The organism is Gilliamella sp. App2-1 (genome assembly GCF_001690255.1).
GTDB classification, from domain to species: Bacteria; Pseudomonadota; Gammaproteobacteria; order Enterobacterales; family Orbaceae; genus Gilliamella; species Gilliamella apicola_G.
The window spans coordinates 14,705-33,658 of sequence record NZ_LZGR01000065.1; the positions used below are offsets into that span (position 1 = coordinate 14,705).

Sequence of the window (18,954 nt, forward strand, 5' to 3'; positions counted from 1 at the left end):
AATAAAACAAACACATTATAAAGCTATATTTTGCCTATTTTCGCTATTTATTAAAAATATAAAAGATCTGGGTATTACACTTCGCCCATCCTATATATGCTAAGTGGTAATAATGTTATGCTACTTAGCTTTTTGTTTTTCCAACAAAGGTTTTAAATATTTTCCAGTGAAAGAATGTTTAGATTTAGCAACCTCTTCAGGCGTCCCTTCGGCGATAATTTCTCCTCCACCGTTACCACCTTCTGGTCCTAAATCAACAATCCAATCGGCCGTTTTGACCACATCCAAATTATGCTCAATGACAACAATGGTATTCCCCTTATCCCGCAATGAATGCAATTGTATGAGTAATTGTTTAACATCAGCAAAATGCAGACCTGTTGTTGGTTCATCTAATATATATAAAGTGCGACCAGTATCTCGCTTAGATAACTCTTTTGCAAGTTTTACTCGTTGCGCTTCACCTCCCGATAATGTTGTTGCTGACTGACCAATAGTAATATAGGATAACCCTACATCAATCAATGTTTGCAACTTACGTGATATCATCGGCACTGCATCAAAAAACTCTCGCCCTTCCTCAACGGTCATATTCAAAATCTCGTTAATAGACTTACCTTTATATTTGATTTCTAAGGTCTCACGATTATAACGAGCGCCATGACACTGATCACAAGGAACATAAATATCCGGCAAAAAGTGCATTTCAACTTTAATTAAACCATCACCTTGGCAAGCTTCACATCGCCCACCCTTAACATTAAAACTAAATCGCCCTGGATTATAGCCTCGTGCACGGGATTCTGGTACACCAGCATAAAGTTCACGGATAGAAGTAAAAAATCCCGTATAAGTAGCAGGATTAGAACGTGGTGTCCGCCCGATTGGACTTTGGTCAATCGCAATGACCTTATCAAAATGGTTAAGCCCTTTAATAGCTTGATATGGCGCTATTTCAGTTTTTTCGGCACCATTGAGTTCGTTTTGGGCTAGTGGATATAAGGTATCATTAATTAAGGTTGATTTCCCTGAGCCCGATACACCAGTAATACAAGTAAATAATCCAACTGGAATATTTAATGTCACATCTTTAAGATTATTGCCCGTTGCGCCGATAAGTGATAATATTTTTTGCTTATCAACTTTGGTGCGAATAGTTGGAACTTCTATTTTTTCTTTACCAGATAAATATCGGCCTGTTAAAGATTTTTTACATGCCATGATCTGTTTAGGTGTACCTTGTGCAACGACTTCACCACCATGTACACCTGCACCAGGACCAATATCAATCACATAATCGGCAGACATGATAGCTTCTTCATCATGTTCAACCACAATAACCGTATTACCTAAATCACGTAAATGCGTTAAAGTGCCAATCAGTCGAGTGTTATCACGTTGATGCAATCCGATAGAAGGCTCATCAAGCACATACATCACTCCAACCAGTCCAGCGCCAATTTGGCTTGCTAATCGAATACGCTGTGCTTCGCCACCTGATAGGGTTTCAGCAGAACGAGACAGCGTTAAATAATTCAGTCCAACATTAATTAAAAATTGTAAACGATCGTTAATCTCTTTCAAGATTTTTTCGGCAATTTGAGCTCTTTGCCCACTCAATGTCAACTTATCAAAAAAATCCTTAGCCTGCTGAGTACTTAAATCACTAATTGTTGGTAGATTTGTATCATTAATAAATACATTTCTTGCTGCTGTACATAACCTTGAGCCACCGCAACAAGGGCACGGTCGATGGCTAATATATTTTGCTAGCTCTTCGCGGATAGTTTGTGATTCAGTTTCTTTATAGCGACGAGCTAAATTATTAATAATTCCTTCAAATGGGTGTTTACGTTTAACCACATCACCGCGATCGTTTGAATAAACAAACTGAATTTCGGTCTTACCTGATCCATTTAATAAAATATCTTTTATCTTTCCAGGTAATTTTTCATACGGTTTATCAATATCAAATTTATAATGCTCCGCTAATGATTTTAGCATCTGAAAATAGTAAAAGTTGCGACGATCCCAACCTTTAATCGCACCCGCAGCTAATGAAACTTCTGGCATTTGCACAATACGTTTTTGATCAAAATATTGCTGCACGCCCAAACCGTCACATTCAGGACATGCGCCAGCTGGATTATTAAATGAAAATAATCGCGGCTCTAACTCTGAAATACTGTAACCACAAATTGGGCAAGCAAAATTAGCCGAAAACAAATATTCTTCAGCTTGAGGATCATCCAAATTGGCTACTTTAACAATTCCATTAGTAATTGAAAGCACGGTTTCAATCGACTCGGCCAAACGAAGCTTTAAATCGTCACGAATACGAAAACGGTCAACAACAACCTCAATGGTATGCTTTTTTTGCAGTTCAAGAATAGGGGGATCAGAAAGATCATAAACATCACCATCTACTCTAACTCGTATATAACCACTAGCCGCTAGTTGCTCAAACAGTTTAACAAATTCACCTTTACGTTCAATAACCACAGGAGCAAGTAGCATATAACGATTTTCAGTAGGTAATCCCATAATACTATCGACCATTTGTGACACCGTTTGTGCTGCTAATGGTAAATGATGATTTGGGCAGCGCGGCTCACCAATTCGGGCAAAAAGCAACCGTAAGTAATCATAAATTTCAGTGATGGTTCCAACTGTCGAGCGAGGATTATGTGAAGTCGATTTTTGCTCGATCGAAATAGCTGGCGATAAACCTTCAATATGATCTACATCAGGTTTTTCCATCAATGATAAAAACTGGCGAGCATATGCCGACAACGATTCAACATAACGTCGTTGCCCTTCAGCATACAGAGTATCAAATGCTAACGAAGATTTACCCGATCCTGAAAGCCCAGTAATAACAACTAGTTTATCTCTTGGAATAGTTACATTTATGTTTTTAAGATTGTGTGTTCGTGCACCACGAATATCGATATCTTTGATTGACATAGATCTCTTCTTTTTTGTGTTTTTAAACAAACTGAATAGAAAATTAACTGTATATTATACCAGTGATATTGGATGAAATATACAACTATATAGATGAATCTACTGCTCGACTAATTTTATATTAAAACATAGTCTTTTCTGAAACTTTTTGACAAAAAATCAACTGAAAACATTGATTTTTACTAGAACCAAAAAACGGCTATCAATAGCCGTTTTTGCAGATTTAAATTAATCCATTAATTTAGGCGTGGCATCAACAGGAATAATTGCACCGCGATATTGTATAACCGCACTTGCAACTAAGTGACCTTGTAATGCTGATCGTACTGGATCCCTTCCAGTTAAACGCGCCGCTAAGTAACCCGCAGAAAATGAATCACCTGCAGCAGTGGTATCAATCACTTTATATTTTGCTACCCTATTTGCTGGCACCTCAAAACGCCCTTCACTGGATTCAATGATGCAACTATTACTGCTGCGTTTAATCACAATTTCCTTGACACCAAAGTTTTTAGTCCTCTCAATTACTTGCTCACAAGATAATTCACCCCATAACAGATCTTCATCATCTAGAGTTAAAAATGCAATATCCGTAAAACTAAGAATATCAGCATAAACACTACGTGCTAAATCAAGGCTATTCCATAAATGTGGGCGGAAATTATTATCAAAAATAACTTTACCACCATTAGCTTTAACGCGTTTTAAAAGTTCTAATAATTTAAGGATACTTTCAGCATCTAAAATAGCAATACTAATGCCACTTAAATAAACATATTCATATTGTGCAATTGTTTGTGTGATACTATCTGTTTGGTTTGTCTTTAACCAATACTTAGCTGCAGCATCACTGCGCCAATAATAAAATGAACGTTCACCTAGTTCATCAGTGACAATAGAATAAATGCCAGGCATTTTATCTGGCATTTTCTGCACTAAATTTATTTTAATTTTCTCGTTTTGCCAGCGTTGTAACATCTCTTGACTAAAAGGGTCGATACCAAGCCCTGTCACATAATGAATAGAAAAATCGTTATTTTTTAGTAATCTAGATAAATAAACAGAAGTGTTAAGAGTATCCCCTCCAAAGTTAAGATTGGTTGAATTTTGTTTAATCGACAATTCAATCATACACTCGCCAATAATAGCAATTTTTACCGTCATAGTTTTACCTGCCCTTATTTTAAATATAAATAATCAAATGCAATTTTTACCACAACTTTCCGAACCGTTACAATTTTGCCATCAATTGTACAAAGCGGTTTATGTACTTCATGAGGTAAAAATACAATAAAATCGTTCGGTTGTAAAACTAATATGGTTTCTTCATTTGGCGTTTTAATAAAAGCAATATCATTTTCTGTTAATCTATCATCTAAAACTTTTGTATATGGCGGTAATGTGCATACAGCCATCCCCTCTTGTCCTTCTAAAACAATTTGAACGTCAATATATTTTTCATGATATTCTGGATTTGCTTCGTGGATATGACGCAATGTACTATCAGATAGCATAAAAAACATATTATTGCCGTCAATATCATAACGCCCGACGGGAGTATTACTGTTAACGTTATCTTTAATATATTCAATTGATTGTTTTATTTTTTCTGGCAGATAAGGAACTAATCCTAAATGATTAATATTACCTATAATCATACTAAATAATCCTTAATTTCTTGCTTAATCATAATTACTAATAATCAAATTATTGCTGTAGAAATTCCTTACAACACATTAATTATATTGGTAATGAGTATATACTGAAGTCAACAATTTTTGTAGATCACTTAAGTATAGAGACTCCTTGCGTTATTTACATTAATTTGAGAGACAACTGTAATGAATATACATAAAGAACAAAATTAATGTCTATCACCAACAAGAAATGTGATGATTACATCACAAAGAAAAAATAAGGAGTACGATTTGGTTAAATCGTTTTATAATGGATCGCTCAAATATTTATAACATACTAAAATAGCTAGATTACAGTTGTTTGTAACATTTACCAGTAACACGAACGTTATAACATGATTAGTTATAAATTAACCGTCTGGTTAACATTGAAAAATCCAATGTAAATAAATTAAAGCGACAAGCAAAACGCTATAACAACCCCTATCTCAGGAAATGCTACAATTTCATAACCTATATAAGGTATTATAGATAAGTAACAATCTTTCAATTTTTTGTTGCAATTGAAAGTTTATTATAAAATTTACTTATTTAAATTTTAATGTCCAGACACTTTCGAAAATAGATTAATAATCACGACACCAAACATGATAAATCCCATGCCTATTAACGCAGCTAGATCCAAAGTTTGTTTTAAAAAGATCCATGCAATTAAACTAATTAATACAATGCCGATTCCAGACCAAATCGCATATGCAATACCAACAGGAATTGTTTTTAATACTAACGAAAGAAGATAAAATGACGCACTATAACCAATAATGGTGATGCTAGAGTAAATAAGATTGGTGAAACCACTCGATAGTTTTAACGAAGATGTTGCTATCACTTCACAAATAATTGCAAAAAATAGTAATAAATATGAGTTCATCTTAATGCCTATAGTCGTTAGCTTAAAAAAGCTAATTATCTAAAGTTAACGCTAAAAACTTAGATTAATCAACTTTAATTAACAGTATAAATGTTAATAGATATAACCAATATTTTCGTTGCCTTATTTTTACATCATTAATTATGACCGACAGGTAAAATAGATAGCTATTAACGCTTGAAAAGGGAGATATTTATGGTGGGTTGTGAGGGGTTCGAACCCGCGACCAATTGATTAAGAGTCAACTGCTCTACCGACTGAGCTAACAACCCACTGAAATATTTTAGTCTATTTTATATAAATTTAATTAATAATGCAAATAATCAATCTAATTTTATTTTTTAATAATTTTGATATAAATCTCAGAAATATCAAACCTAATATTGTAATATTGATAAAATAAATCGATTATAAAAACCAATTGTACTTATTCTGGCTCTAGTTAAAATTTTTTTAATAAATAAAACGATAAATCATAGTTAAATTTTGGAGATTAAAATGAAAATATTATCAATTACAATGCTTATCTCAATGGGATTAGCAAGTTCTGTAGCTTATGCACATACGGCAAATGAAATTATTATCCGTGGTGGGCCTGTTTATGTTCACCCTCAAGATAAAAGTGATCATGTTAAAGTAGGCGGAGCCAAAAGTGATCTAAAAGCAAAAGCCGATAACGATACACAACTTGGATTAAATTTCCAATATATGGTGACCGATAATATTGGTGTCGAACTGTTAGCTGCAACACCTTTTAGCCATCAGGTTAAGTTAGGTGGGGGCAATTCAACGGGACTTTCTGGTGCTCATTTAGGTAAAATTAAACATCTACCACCAACATTAAGTGCTGTTTGGTATCCACTTGATTCACAATATGAGCTACAACCCTATGTTGGAATGGGTATTAACTATACCTTCTTTTTTGATGAAAAACTTAGTGGTGAAGCCAAAAAAGCGGGATTCCATGGCTTAGATCTGGATAGTTCTTGGGGCTGGGCAGCACAAGTCGGTGCTGATTATACTTTAAATGACAATTGGCTTTTGAATGCTCAAATCCGTTATATTGATATTGAGACTAAAGCAACAACCCATTTAGGCAATACTAAAGTTACCGCTAATTATAAGCTTGATCCATGGGTTGCCATGATTGGTGTGGGTTATAAATTTTAAATTAGCAAACAAAAAAACCTCTCAAACGAGAGGTTTTTATTACGAAGATTAAAGATTTTTTATGGCAACATACTGCTCTTGCAGTTTGGCTTTATCATCAATATAACCTTGTTGTTTTTCTTTTTCTTTAGCAACTACTGCTGCTGGTGCTTTATCGACAAAGCTGGCATTAGACAGTTTATTTTCAATACGAGAAATTTCACCATTGATGCGTTCAATTTCTTTTTCTAAACGCGCAAGTTCGTTTTCTTTATTGATTAATCCAGCCATTGGGATTAGCAACTCGGCGCCATCAACCAGTTTTGTGACCGATAATGGTCCAGTTTCACCATCATCAAGTAAAACAATTTCAGACAATCTTGCTAATGATTCAATAAAATTGATGTTATCAGCGATGATTCGATGTACCGTTGGAGAGCCTTTTCGAATCAATAATTGTAGTGGTTTACTTGGCGCAATATTCATTTCGGCACGTATGTTTCGTACGGCAATCACGACATCTTTTATCCAATTAATATCAGCTACTGCTTGATCATTTGAATGCTGTTCATCAAAAGCAGGCATTGGCTGTAACATTATAGTGTCAGCAGTTATATTCATTAAGCCTTTTACATTTTGCCAAATTGCTTCGGTTATAAATGGAATAATCGGGTGCGCAAGACGTAATAGAGCTTCTAATACCGTAATTAACGTATGGCGAGCTGCGCGTTGCTGTGACGGTTCGCCATTGGCTAAAATGGATTTGGTTAGCTCTAAATACCAGTCACAGAATTGATTCCATGTGAACTCATATAAAATATTAGCGGCTAAATCAAAACGATAACTATCAAATGCTTCTCGGTAAGATTTAATGGTTTGATTAAATTCGGCTAAAATCCATTTATCTGCTAAAGAATAATCTAAATTCCCACCTTTAAAGCCACAATCGTGCCCTTCTGTATTCATCAGCACATAACGACTAGCGTTCCAAAGTTTATTACAGAAATTACGATAACCTTCTAAACGTTTTAAATCCCAATTAATATCACGCCCAGTTGAGGCTAACGCCGCTAAAGTAAAGCGTAGCGCATCTGTACCGTGTGCCTCAATACCATTAGGGAACTGTTTTTGAGTGCGTTTAGCGATTTTTTCAGCTAATTGAGGCTGCATCATATTGCCTGTTCGTTTTTCTAATAAAGCTGGCAGCGAAATACCGTCAATCATATCTAAAGGATCGATAACGTTTCCTTTAGATTTAGACATTTTCTGCCCTTCTTCATCACGAATTAAACCTGTGACATACACCGTTTTAAAAGGAACTTGCGGTTTACCATGTTCATCTTTAATAAAGTGCATGGTCATCATGATCATTCTAGCTACCCAGAAGAAAATGATATCAAAACCAGTTACGAGCACATTGGTTGGATGGAAGGTGGCTAAATCATCAGTATTATTCGGCCAACCTAACGTTGAAAATGTCCAAAGCGCAGACGAAAACCAAGTATCCAGCACATCTTCATCTTGCGATAATTCAATATCATTCGACAGATTATTCTCGCGTCGCACTTCTGCTTCATCACGGCCAACATAAACATTACCTTGTTTATCATACCAAGCCGGAATACGATGTCCCCACCATAATTGACGTGAAATACACCAATCTTGAATATCATTCATCCAAGAAAAATACATATTTTCATACTGTTTTGGTACAAATTGGATATCACCATTTTTTACTGCATCAATAGCTGGCTCGGCAAGCACTTTTGCTCGCACATACCATTGATCGGTTAACATAGGTTCGATCACAACGCCACCACGATCACCATATGGAACGGTCAAATCATGCGGTTCGATTTTTTCTAAAATACCCAATGATTCGCATTCTGCAACGACTGCTTTACGCGCTGCAAAACGTTCTAGATTCTGGAATTGAGCCGGAATGGTTGATTCGTAAGCCCTGCTTGGTTCACCATTAGTATCAAATACTTCAGCTTGCTGACGAATATCCCCATCAAACGTTAAAATGTTGATCATTGGTAATTGATGACGTCGCCCAACTTCATAATCATTAAAATCATGCGCAGGGGTGATTTTTACGCATCCAGTACCTTTGGTCATGTCGGCATGTTCATCACCCACAATTGGAATACGGCGGTTAACAAATGGTAATATGACAAATTGACCAATCAGATCTTTATAGCGAGGATCTTCAGGATTCACCGCAACCCCTGTATCCCCAAATAAGGTTTCAGGACGAGTAGTTGCCACAACTAAATAATCTTTGCCGTCGGCTGTTTTAGCCCCATCAGCTAACGGATAACGTAAATGCCACATTGAACCTTTAACTTCGCGGTTTTCAACTTCAAGATCAGAAATAGCTGTACGTAGTTTTGGATCCCAATTGACTAAACGTTTACCACGATAGATGAGATTTTCTTGATATAATCTCACGAAAACTTCTTTTACTGCATTTGATAGACCTTCATCCATGGTGAAGCGTTCGCGATCCCAATCAACCGAATCCCCTAAGCGACGCATTTGCTTAGTAATGCTACCGCCTGATTCGGCTTTCCATTGCCAAATCTTGTCAATAAAAGCATCACGCCCATAATCATGGCGTGTTTTATTTTCTTCAGCCGCAATTTTGCGCTCTACCACCATTTGCGTTGCAATACCGGCATGATCGGTACCCGATTGCCACAAGGTATTATTACCTTGCATACGATGATAACGAATTAATGCATCCATAATGGTTTGCTGAAAAGCATGCCCCATATGTAAACTACCTGTCACATTCGGTGGTGGAATGGCAATACAATAACTTGGCTGTGATTTGTCACCATTGGGTTTGAAATAACCACTTTCTTCCCAATGCTTATAAATAGGTTGTTCGATTTCTTGTGGATTGTAAGTCGTATTTTTCATAATTAATGCATAAATCCTGATTTAAGGCATAAAATGATTATTATTCTACAGTAAAATAGTCAAACAATAAATTGCCATAATAATAAACTCATTGATTTAATCTACTTTTAAATAATTTTAATAATACGATGAATAATACAAAAAAATCACCTTGAATTAAGCGATCTTTTTGTCACTATTACTAAAAATAGTGTTTATAATTAGTGATGTTGATAAATAAAATTATCAATTAATCGTGTTTTACCAATATAAACCGCCAACGCACATAAACTATCTTTCTCAAGAATATCAACAGATGTTAATGATGCTAGATCGACAAATTCAATATAGTCAATCTTGGCTAAAGGTTGGTTGACAATAAGATCATGCATAGCTTTTGTTATAACAATTACCGACTTTTCCCCCTGCTTTATCATTGCATTGGCACATTCAATTGCTTGATAAAGGCACACGGCTGCGGATCTTTCAGGTTCAGACAAATAGCTATTACGAGAACTTTTAGCCAGTCCATCTGCTTCACGCACAATCGGGCAACCTATAATATCAATATCGAAATTCAGATCACTGACCATTCGTTTAATTACCGCTAGCTGCTGTGCATCTTTCTGTCCAAAATAAGCACGATCAGGTTGTGTAATGTTGAATAATTTTGTGACAACAGTGCAAACGCCTTTAAAATGCCCTGGGCGCCTTTTTCCACATAAAGCATCTGTTAAACCATTAACATCAACATAGCTGTTAAAATTAGCATCATACATTTCACTGGCAGTTGGACAAAAAATCAAATCCACCCCTATCTTCTCACAAACAATTTTATCTCTCTCTAAATCACGAGGATAACTAGCAAGATCTTCTGAAGGTCCAAATTGTATAGGATTAACAAAAATCGTCACAATAACTTTTTGGTTATCCCTTTTAGCCGCGGCCATTAAGCTTTGATGGCCTTCATGTAAATAACCCATGGTGGGAACAAGCCCGATACTATAGCCAGCTTGACGCCAAGCTTTAACTTGTTCTCGTACTTGTCCAATTGCCGTTACAACATTCATTTCGTTATCCCTTATGATTGAAACTCAGATTTAAGTTTGTTCATTACCTCACCATCAATGGCAAATTCATGGGTTGAAGTAGGAAATTGTTGCTGTTTTACTTCTTGGCAATAGTCAGTAAACGCTTGTTTCATATGATTACCAATTGGGGCAAAAGATTTGACAAATTTTGAAGAAACACCGTTATACATAGACAGCATATCTTGATAAACAAGCACCTGCCCATCACAATTTACACCTGCACCAATACCAATAGTTGGAATACTCACTAATTGTGAGATCAATTTTGCCAAATCAGCAGGTACACATTCAAGTACAATCGCAATCGCACCCGCTTGTTCAACCGCTAATGCATCAAGAACAATATTTTTTGCATCTTGATAATCTTTACCTTGAACTTTATATCCCCCTAAAGCAAGAACAGATTGAGGCATGAGCCCAATATGTGCAACAACGGGAATGGAAGCTTGTGTAATCATTTTGATATGTTCAAAAAATGCTTGCCCGCCTTCAAGTTTAACCGCTTGAGCTTGACCTTCTTTGATTAGGCGACCAGCATTTAAAACTGCATCATATACAGATGTTTGATAAGACATAAAAGGTAAATCAGTGACAACAAATGCGGACTTAGCTGCTCTTGCAACCGCTTTGGAGTGATGGATCATATCTTCCATAGTAACCGATACCGTGCTATCGTAACCCAGCATCACCATACCTAAAGAATCGCCCACTAATAAACAATCTACACCACTTTCATCCATTAATTTAGCTGTAGTGTAATCATAAGCGGTTAGCATGGTAATTTTTTGTCGATTTTGTTTACGTTCTTTTAAAGTGGCAATCGTGTTTTTCAAGGTAACAGCTCCAATTTTAATTGTCGATAGTCCTTGCTTGGATGTTTTGTTCGACTGATATTAAGTAAAATAGCAGATAACTGCTGATAAATAGGTTTTAGTTCGACCGGCATAGCCATTATATGTTGTTTGATCGTTTCAATATCGCCTCGCTCGACAGGTCCAGTTAGGGCATCAATGACGCCTACTTCACATATATTTTTAGCATTTTCTAAGAATAATAGATGCCACGCTTGTTCACTAAACTCAGAATCTAACTCGCATTGGTCAAGTAAATCAATACCAAGTTGTACCAATGCAATAACTTGATTACTCAACATAACACAAGCCGCATGATAAAGTGGCTTTTTATTCGCAGGTAAAATGGCTAAAGGATTTTTTAGTGAAACAAAAAAGTTTTTTAATTGAGGAATAATGCTTTCATTTGCCTCAAGGGTAAAAGAAACACCTGACATAGCGGTATAGCATTCAAATCTATCATAAATGGCATATAAAGGATGCAATGAAAACGCAAATGGATGAACGATTTTTTGCTGGCTAAATATATGTGACGTCAACAGCCCACTGCAATGACCGATCCATTTATTAGTAATAGGTAATTGGCAAAGTTCTTGCCAAACAGTAGCTATTTGGCTATCTGATACAGTAACCAATAAACAATCACAATCATTAACTAAATCAGCTAAAGTTGCATATGCTTGACTTTGGGTAAAATCACTTGCTACCTTTGCGTGCTCATAAGTTCGGCTATAAAACCCAGCGATCTGCATTCCACATAAAGAAAAATATTTCGCTAAAGTACAACCCACTTTACCCGCACCAATAAAACCGATAATCATTATAATTGTAATTTATTTAATAATTATCGCATTATAGCTTAATCAGGTTGATATTCAATCAAATTAGAAAACGGTAATATATGAAATTGATCGAAAAAAATAATTTCTAATCCTTATGAAGCTACAATGAAGCTAGAAAATCAAATTATTAATTAAATATATAAATAAATCAAACATTACCGAAACTAATACCATAGTTAAAATTTTATTAAGATTAGTTTTGATTCAAATATGCCCAAGCATACTGAGCGTAAAATTCAGCCCCCAATGCCATACCATCTTCATCGACATTAAAACAACCATGATGATGTGGCCATTTGGTATCTTTTTCAGGATTACCTGAACCAACTAATGCAAATGCACCGGGAATACTTTCAGTGTAATAACTAAAATCTTCACCACCGGTTGTTGGCGGCTCAAAGAAAAGTGCCTCATCACCAAATGATTCAACAATGACTTTTTGAGCAAGTAAAGCACTTTCGTTATCATTGATTACAGGTAAAGTGCCGTAAATGTATTCTACTTCAGCCGTCGCACGGTACATTGCAGCCACTTGATTGGCATAACGACGGATAGCTGCCTCAATTTTGTCTCTTACCTCAATATTAAAACAGCGCACTGTACCTTCTAAAACTGCATTTTCAGCAATCACATTAAAGCGTGTTCCCACCTCCATTCGTCCGATGGTAACAACTGCTGGGTCAAGAGGTGATACTTCACGAGAGATTATCGATTGTACATTCATAACAAAAGCTGAGGCCACCATTACTGCATCAACGGTATCATGAGGCATAGAACCATGTCCTCCTTTACCTTTAAATCGAACCGTTAACAAATCAGCAGAAGCAAAACTCGAACCAACCACACAAGATACTTTACCTACAGGCATTTGCGACCAAATATGCATACCAAAAGCGCTATCAACCCCCTCTAACACACCTTGTTTAATCATGCCTTTAGCACCCTGAGCGATCTCTTCTGCTGGTTGAAAAACAAGCCTGACAGTACCGTGTAATTGATCTCGAATTGCCCAAAGTGCTTTAGCTGCAGTTAATAGCATCGAAGCATGAGTATCATGGCCACATGCATGCATTTTGCCATCGATAGTTGATTTATAATCGATATTTTGGTTTAGTTCTTGTACCGGTAAAGCATCAATATCCGCTCTAAGCAAGATTCTTTTACCTGGTTTTGTACCATCAATATCAGCAATGATCCCAGTTGGATCTGTACGACGATATGGAATACCAATTTTATCCAGCTCAGCAGCAATTTTATTGGTGGTTCTAAATTCTTCCCATGGTAATTCAGGGTGTCGGTGCAAATCACGGCGAAAAGCTATCATTTCATTTATATTTTGCTTAATTAATGTTTTTATACTCTGATTTATCATTTTACTACCCTTAAAATTTCAATTTATTCAGACATTTGTTGTGAATCAATATATATCGGATTAGTGGTCATTAAATCAACGAACTGAACAAACAGTCTATCTTTTGAAAATTAATCGCTACAACTAATTCAAACATAATACCTACATAACTATAAATTCCATCAACAATTAATGCGTTAATGGTCCAACAATCATATTAACCATTATTCCAGCCAGAACAACTGACACGATAGTTACTGAAATAAATCCACCAATTAACATTGAAGCTAACATATGACTTGTAAGCACCCTTCTTTCTTTTGGATCTTGGGTTAAACTATTAATCACTTCGTTAGTAATGATATAATCCGCAGGAAATCCATATAGCGCTGTGAGCGCAATCGAAAATGCCATTTCCTTACTCACTTTCAGTAACTTACCAACGATTATTGAAAAAATAAACATCCCGACAACAGCAGCTAAAATAAAAACAATCAAAGGTATGATAAGACGAATAAGCATTGCTGGTGTAGCTCGGCTAAGAGTATCAAATACGAATAACATCAGTCCCATTACAGCTAAACCAAACCCACCAGCTTTTTTTAATGGATGACGTTCTAAAAAACCAATCGAAGAAGCGATAACACCAAATAATAAGCAAAGTACAAATGAATTTATGGTTACAATAGGTTTTAAAACTTCAGATACTAAATAAGCTAACAAGCCAACTGTTGCAATACGTAGAAAGATAAAATAAGATGAATTGTATTGCGTAGGAATTTTTGCAAATAAACTTGGCATTGGGTTTCCATCTGATGACGTACTATTTTGTTCATCTAATTTAGATCGTTGATTAGTATTCGAATTCCAAGTACCTTCATGATATATTTTAAGAATTCTTCGTCCTTCGCGCTTAAGCATAATTGAGGTAAGTGGGTAACCTACAAAGCCTTGCATTACATATATTATAATAGCAAAAACAGCAAGATCGGGTAATCCCGCTTCGGTTGCACCATTTGCCATAATAATAGCCGAAACAATACCACCAACTAAAGGCGGAATAGCAATAATAATAGTGTTATAATCAAAAAATAGATAACCGACAAAAACAGTAATAGTAATAATACCAACAATACCCGCAAGCGAAATTAAAATTGTTTTCCATTGACGTAATAACTCTTTTACCGATAATAACGTTCCCATATTAACAATTAATAAATACATAAACATAACAGCAACTACAGTAGGAATACCTGCTCTTGCAACAATATCAGGAGGGAAAAATGTCCAGTAACCAACTAAAAAAAGTACCGCACAAACAAAAACAGAAGGGATCCATGCTTTAGTACGTGTTGAAACAATATCGCCAAAGTAAAGAATTATCAATAACAATACTAACGCGAGCATTTGTGGCATATCGCTCATTGTTGACATATAAATCTCCATTTGCACTGATTGATTACAAATTAAAAAAGAATCAAACTGTTCTAAAATTAAGCATTATATGTAATTAATGTAAAATTGTTACAAATTTTTTACTATGAATTCATTAATTTCATCTAAGAACAAATTACCATATTTTTCCAACTTGATTTTACCTACACCAGTAATATTAATGAGCTGCTTTTTACTTTCAGGTTTAGTTTGAACCATTTCAAGCAAAGTCGCATCACTAAAAACAATATAGGGCGGAATATCTTCGGTATCGGCAATATCTTTACGCAATCGTTTAAGGTTATTAAATAAAATTCGCTCTTCGTAGGCTAAAATAGTTGTTAAATTGATTGCTCTAGCGTAACGATTTATACGGCTTTTCTTAACCATTTCTAAACGAGGTTTAGCCAATGAAAGTGATATTTCTCCCCGAAGAATTAAACGTGCTTTTTGTGTTAATTGCAGGGTTGTATAAGTTGATATATTTTGGTTTAAATATCCCAAATAAACCAGCTGTCTAATAACGCTGAGCCAATAGCCAGATGAATGCTGTTTACCAATGCCATAAACAGATAATTTATTATGACCATTATCTTTAATTTGAGAGCGCCCAGAGCCACGTAAAACATCGACAATATATTGCGCCCCATAACGTTGTTCAACGCGATAAACACAAGATAAAACTTTTTGTGCATCAATTAAGCCATCATAAAGTTCAGGTGGATACAAACAAACATCACAGTTATTACAAGGCTCTTCCCGCTGTTCACCAAAATAATTAAGCAACACAATGCGCCGACAAGTCAAACTTTGCCCAAAAGCCTCCATTGCATCAATTTTTTGCAATTCGACTAGTTTATGTTGGCCCTCTCTTTTCTCAATAACTTGTTGTTGATACCAATTAAGATCTTTACTATTAAATAGTAGCATCGCTTCAGCAGGTACGCCATCACGCCCCGCTCGCCCCGTTTCTTGATAATAAGCTTCAATCGTTCGCGGACAGTCTGCATGAATAACAAAACGCACATTGGGTTTATTAATTCCCATACCAAATGCAACCGTTGCTACAATAATTTGTACATTGTCTTTTAAAAAATCTTCCTGTGCTTGTTGGCGCTCATTATTAGACAGCCCTGCATGATAAGCTTTAACGGAAAACCCTCGTGCAGCAAGTCTAGTGGTCATATCTTCCACTCTTGAACGGCTAGAACAATAAATAATGCCACTATTGCCTTTTTGTGTCTCAATAAACGAAACAACCTGCTCAGTTTGATTAAATTTTTCGACCACCGTATAACGAATATTTGGCCGATCAAAACTTCGCACTATTACTAATGGATCGACCAAATTTAATTGATGAATAATATCAGTCTGCGTCATTTTGTCGGCAGTTGCGGTTAATGCAACAATGGGTACTTTAGGAAAACGAGTTGAAAGTTGTCCTAATTGACGATAATCAGGCCTAAAATCATGTCCCCATTGTGAAATACAATGCGCCTCATCAATAGCAATTAAAGAAGGTGGATATTCATCGATTAATGTAGAAAAAGCCTGTAATGCTAATCGTTCAGGAGAAACATATAACAGCTTTATGGAGTGATCCAAATATTTTTTGATAACTTCTTGTTGCTCGGCCGATGATAGTGAGGCATTAAGATAGGCGGCAGAAATACCATTAGCCAATAACTGATCAACCTGATCTTTCATCAAAGAGATTAAAGGGGATACAATAATTGCTGTCCCTGGTAATAAAACTGCGGGAATTTGATAACATAAAGATTTCCCGCCGCCTGTAGGAATAATTATTAAAGTATCACGTCCATCGATAATAGATTCAATTATTTCTCTTTGTTGATTTCTAAATGACTTGTAACCAAAAACATTTTGCAAAACATCTTCAATCTGATCTTTTATCGACATACAAACCTAAACATGTTACGCCTAACTTGAAGTAGCGAGTATAGCTAAATTAATTTAAACAAACCACCACGAAATCACATAAATTTACAATTCATCCCAATAATAAAAAATTTTTTAGAAAAGATTTTTTTATTCAAATATGATGATTTTATTTAAATCGCAAGCAAATAATGTTTATTTTACAACCCATTTAGTTCGAAAGATTAAAAAAACAGCTATTTTTTTATTTTTTTACTTGCTACAAATCAATTTGCCAGCTAATATTTGCGTGTTTCAAATATACGCCCGTAGCTCAGTTGGTTAGAGCATCACCTTGACATGGTGGGGGTCAGTGGTTCGAGTCCACCCGGGCGTACCATTCTAAAGCCTTATCTTGCAAGGATTTGCAATGATTACCTAAAACTATTATTTTGTCAACGGGGTAAAACTGGGGTAAGAGAGGGGTGAAATTCGCATCCCTGCGGTATTTTTTGCGACCATTTTCTCAAAAGTTCACATCAAAATACAATCAATATAAAATACCCAAAAAATTCTAACTTTGCTTATCATGATAACAATAAACTACACACTACCAATTTATATACGTCAAACGCCCGACGATTACGAAAATGACATCCCGGGCGAATGCTATATTATCAACAGCGACGACGAACACAATTATGTGTTCTATCAAACGCAGAAAACACTATACGATATCGCTGATTTTGTGATGCTACATGATGCTGTTGAGTATTGTAAGTTGGAGATTGATAATGTTATTTAATTTAAAACTAAATCATTCCTTTTTAAGCTTCTTTTTTTTGCCTTTAACCAACTTATTGTGAGTTTTCTCTAAAATATCTCTAGAGTCTTTATCTAAGATAAAAGGTCCATCTGCTTCATTCTCAGAAAGACTAACAAGATGTTCAGTATTACTTTCTTTACCTTTAATAATTTTATCTACTTTAAAAAAGAAAATATTATTTGAATTTTCTTCTTCTATTGTTAGGATAACATCCCCACAAGATAAATTTTTAAAATAATTACAATTAACTCAATAATAATTAGATTTATAATTTTTTATCTGAATCTTGTTTAATCTCTGTTATTTTATTTGCAATAAACTCTACTTCATCCTCTGGTACATCCTCATCCCATAATAATAATGGTAATTCATAAAAAAATTGTGATTTAATCCATGCTCTCAATGTTAATTTTTGTGTAGTCTTATTTATGGAAACCATTGCCTTTTTATGCTCAATTTTATATTTCTTCAAATATTCCTTAAAATTCACTGCATTAGAAGGAATAACAAGAGCATTAGATTTTAAATTTTCGATTTCCTGTAAATATTTGTCATAAATCTTATTATCATTAACCAACAAACAAGTATCTCTATCCAAAGAAAGCCCTTTGTTAGTTAAATTAGCGCTACCGATAATTATGGTATCATCAGAAATAGTATATAATTTCCAATGAACACTTTCTTAATACCTAAAATCTACACAAAATTTAAAATTTTCATTAGTTTTAACTAATTTAATACAGTATTTGATAAATTCAATAGATGAAAATGCATTAATGGTACCAATTATCAACTCAACTGACTTGTTATTAGCAGCCAAACTTTTAATTACGCCCTCTGTACCACTTGCAAAAGCAGAAACGATTCGGATATTTTTGTCTTTGATATTCTTTAGTGTTTCATGGAGTTCATTCGTTTTACTAAGTATCTTCATAATATTTTTCTACATACTTAAAATTGAATTACATTATTACACTTTATGGCTTTTCTGGTGTAACTACCCCTTAATATTCCTTGTTTGTGCAGCCCTCATAGCGGAACAAAGTACTACATAATGTTTAATATAAAACACTTTAATTTTAAATTAAGT

General features: G+C 35.1%; 13 protein-coding genes, 2 tRNA genes and 1 pseudogene. 3 read left to right on the forward strand and 13 right to left on the reverse strand.

Features of this window, described 5'->3' with window-relative positions; genetic code table 11:
• Positions 1 to 120: 120 nt before the first annotated feature.
• The 5 genes from uvrA to A9G22_RS08945 all read right to left on the reverse strand — a co-directional run bounded on the left by uvrA (position 121) and on the right by A9G22_RS08945 (position 5,807).
• Entirely contained in the window at positions 121 to 2,961 is a 2,841-nt protein-coding gene (gene uvrA, locus A9G22_RS08925) for an excinuclease ABC subunit UvrA (RefSeq protein WP_141670032.1), read from the reverse strand.
• A gap of 234 nt (positions 2,962 to 3,195) precedes the next feature.
• A complete protein-coding gene (locus tag A9G22_RS08930; protein WP_065586144.1) occupies positions 3,196 to 4,131 on the reverse strand; it encodes a sugar kinase in 936 nt (311 codons plus the stop codon).
• A 14-nt stretch (positions 4,132 to 4,145) separates the two neighbouring features.
• Complete coding sequence (locus A9G22_RS08935) at positions 4,146 to 4,625, reverse strand: YhcH/YjgK/YiaL family protein (RefSeq protein ID WP_065586145.1); 480 nt, start codon at positions 4,623 to 4,625, stop codon at positions 4,146 to 4,148.
• A 577-nt stretch (positions 4,626 to 5,202) separates the two neighbouring features.
• Positions 5,203 to 5,535: a DMT family transporter gene (locus A9G22_RS08940; protein ID WP_065586146.1), complete on the reverse strand. Its 333-nt coding sequence runs from the start codon at positions 5,533 to 5,535 to the stop codon at positions 5,203 to 5,205.
• Between the two features lie 196 nt (positions 5,536 to 5,731).
• Positions 5,732 to 5,807, reverse strand: a tRNA-Lys gene (locus A9G22_RS08945).
• 226 nt (positions 5,808 to 6,033) lie between these two features.
• Between A9G22_RS08945 and A9G22_RS08950 the strand changes: the two genes are divergently transcribed.
• Positions 6,034 to 6,705 (forward strand): OmpW family outer membrane protein, encoded by a 672-nt coding sequence (locus tag A9G22_RS08950; RefSeq protein ID WP_075508733.1) that lies wholly within the window; start codon positions 6,034 to 6,036, stop codon positions 6,703 to 6,705.
• A gap of 48 nt (positions 6,706 to 6,753) precedes the next feature.
• Here A9G22_RS08950 and A9G22_RS08955 read toward each other — a convergent pair whose 3' ends face one another.
• The 7 genes from A9G22_RS08955 to recQ all read right to left on the reverse strand — a co-directional run bounded on the left by A9G22_RS08955 (position 6,754) and on the right by recQ (position 17,080).
• A complete protein-coding gene (locus tag A9G22_RS08955; protein ID WP_075508734.1) occupies positions 6,754 to 9,612 on the reverse strand; it encodes a valine--tRNA ligase in 2,859 nt (952 codons plus the stop codon).
• A gap of 200 nt (positions 9,613 to 9,812) precedes the next feature.
• Positions 9,813 to 10,661, reverse strand: coding sequence for a pantoate--beta-alanine ligase (gene panC, locus A9G22_RS08960; RefSeq protein ID WP_075508735.1), 849 nt, complete (start codon positions 10,659 to 10,661; stop codon positions 9,813 to 9,815).
• Positions 10,662 to 10,672: 11 nt separating this feature from the next.
• Positions 10,673 to 11,515 carry a 3-methyl-2-oxobutanoate hydroxymethyltransferase gene (gene panB / locus A9G22_RS08965; RefSeq protein WP_065586150.1) on the reverse strand — a complete coding sequence of 281 codons (843 nt, stop codon included), beginning with the start codon at positions 11,513 to 11,515 and terminating at the stop codon, positions 10,673 to 10,675.
• Entirely contained in the window at positions 11,512 to 12,354 is an 843-nt protein-coding gene (locus A9G22_RS08970; protein ID WP_065586151.1) for a Rossmann-like and DUF2520 domain-containing protein, read from the reverse strand. The genes panB and A9G22_RS08970 overlap by 4 nt, the downstream gene beginning before the upstream one ends.
• A gap of 214 nt (positions 12,355 to 12,568) precedes the next feature.
• Entirely contained in the window at positions 12,569 to 13,747 is a 1,179-nt protein-coding gene (locus A9G22_RS08975; protein ID WP_065586152.1) for a M20 family metallopeptidase, read from the reverse strand.
• A gap of 168 nt (positions 13,748 to 13,915) precedes the next feature.
• The gene (locus A9G22_RS08980; RefSeq protein WP_075508739.1) at positions 13,916 to 15,142 is read right to left on the reverse strand and encodes a hypothetical protein; all 1,227 of its coding nucleotides are present in this window, start codon (positions 15,140 to 15,142) and stop codon (positions 13,916 to 13,918) included.
• Between the two features lie 108 nt (positions 15,143 to 15,250).
• Positions 15,251 to 17,080: a DNA helicase RecQ gene (recQ, locus tag A9G22_RS08985; protein WP_065586153.1), complete on the reverse strand. Its 1,830-nt coding sequence runs from the start codon at positions 17,078 to 17,080 to the stop codon at positions 15,251 to 15,253.
• A gap of 281 nt (positions 17,081 to 17,361) precedes the next feature.
• Here recQ and A9G22_RS08990 point away from each other — a divergent pair.
• Both A9G22_RS08990 and A9G22_RS11420 read left to right on the forward strand, forming a co-directional pair.
• Positions 17,362 to 17,438, forward strand: a tRNA-Val gene (locus A9G22_RS08990).
• Positions 17,439 to 17,627: 189 nt separating this feature from the next.
• Complete coding sequence (locus tag A9G22_RS11420) at positions 17,628 to 17,843, forward strand: hypothetical protein (protein ID WP_176700260.1); 216 nt, start codon at positions 17,628 to 17,630, stop codon at positions 17,841 to 17,843.
• 286 nt (positions 17,844 to 18,129) lie between these two features.
• On the opposite strand, the pseudogene A9G22_RS08995 reads toward A9G22_RS11420, so the two are convergent.
• Positions 18,130 to 18,531 (reverse strand): annotated as a pseudogene (locus tag A9G22_RS08995) (phospholipase D-like domain-containing protein); the annotation flags it as partial.
• Positions 18,532 to 18,954 lie beyond the last annotated feature (423 nt).

Coding starts and splice junctions, on each gene's coding strand:
- A9G22_RS11420 (WP_176700260.1), top strand. CDS start 17,628: ATGATAACAATAAACTACACACTACCAATTTATATACGTCAAACGCCC.
- A9G22_RS08970 (WP_065586151.1), bottom strand. CDS start 12,354: ATGATTATCGGTTTTATTGGTGCGGGTAAAGTGGGTTGTACTTTAGCG.
- A9G22_RS08980 (WP_075508739.1), bottom strand. CDS start 15,142: ATGCCACAAATGCTCGCGTTAGTATTGTTATTGATAATTCTTTACTTT.
- A9G22_RS08950 (WP_075508733.1), top strand. CDS start 6,034: ATGAAAATATTATCAATTACAATGCTTATCTCAATGGGATTAGCAAGT.
- recQ (WP_065586153.1), bottom strand. CDS start 17,080: ATGTCGATAAAAGATCAGATTGAAGATGTTTTGCAAAATGTTTTTGGT.
- A9G22_RS08975 (WP_065586152.1), bottom strand. CDS start 13,747: ATGATAAATCAGAGTATAAAAACATTAATTAAGCAAAATATAAATGAA.
- A9G22_RS08935 (WP_065586145.1), bottom strand. CDS start 4,625: ATGATTATAGGTAATATTAATCATTTAGGATTAGTTCCTTATCTGCCA.
- A9G22_RS08930 (WP_065586144.1), bottom strand. CDS start 4,131: ATGACGGTAAAAATTGCTATTATTGGCGAGTGTATGATTGAATTGTCG.
- A9G22_RS08955 (WP_075508734.1), bottom strand. CDS start 9,612: ATGAAAAATACGACTTACAATCCACAAGAAATCGAACAACCTATTTAT.
- panC (WP_075508735.1), bottom strand. CDS start 10,661: ATGAATGTTGTAACGGCAATTGGACAAGTACGAGAACAAGTTAAAGCT.
- A9G22_RS08940 (WP_065586146.1), bottom strand. CDS start 5,535: ATGAACTCATATTTATTACTATTTTTTGCAATTATTTGTGAAGTGATA.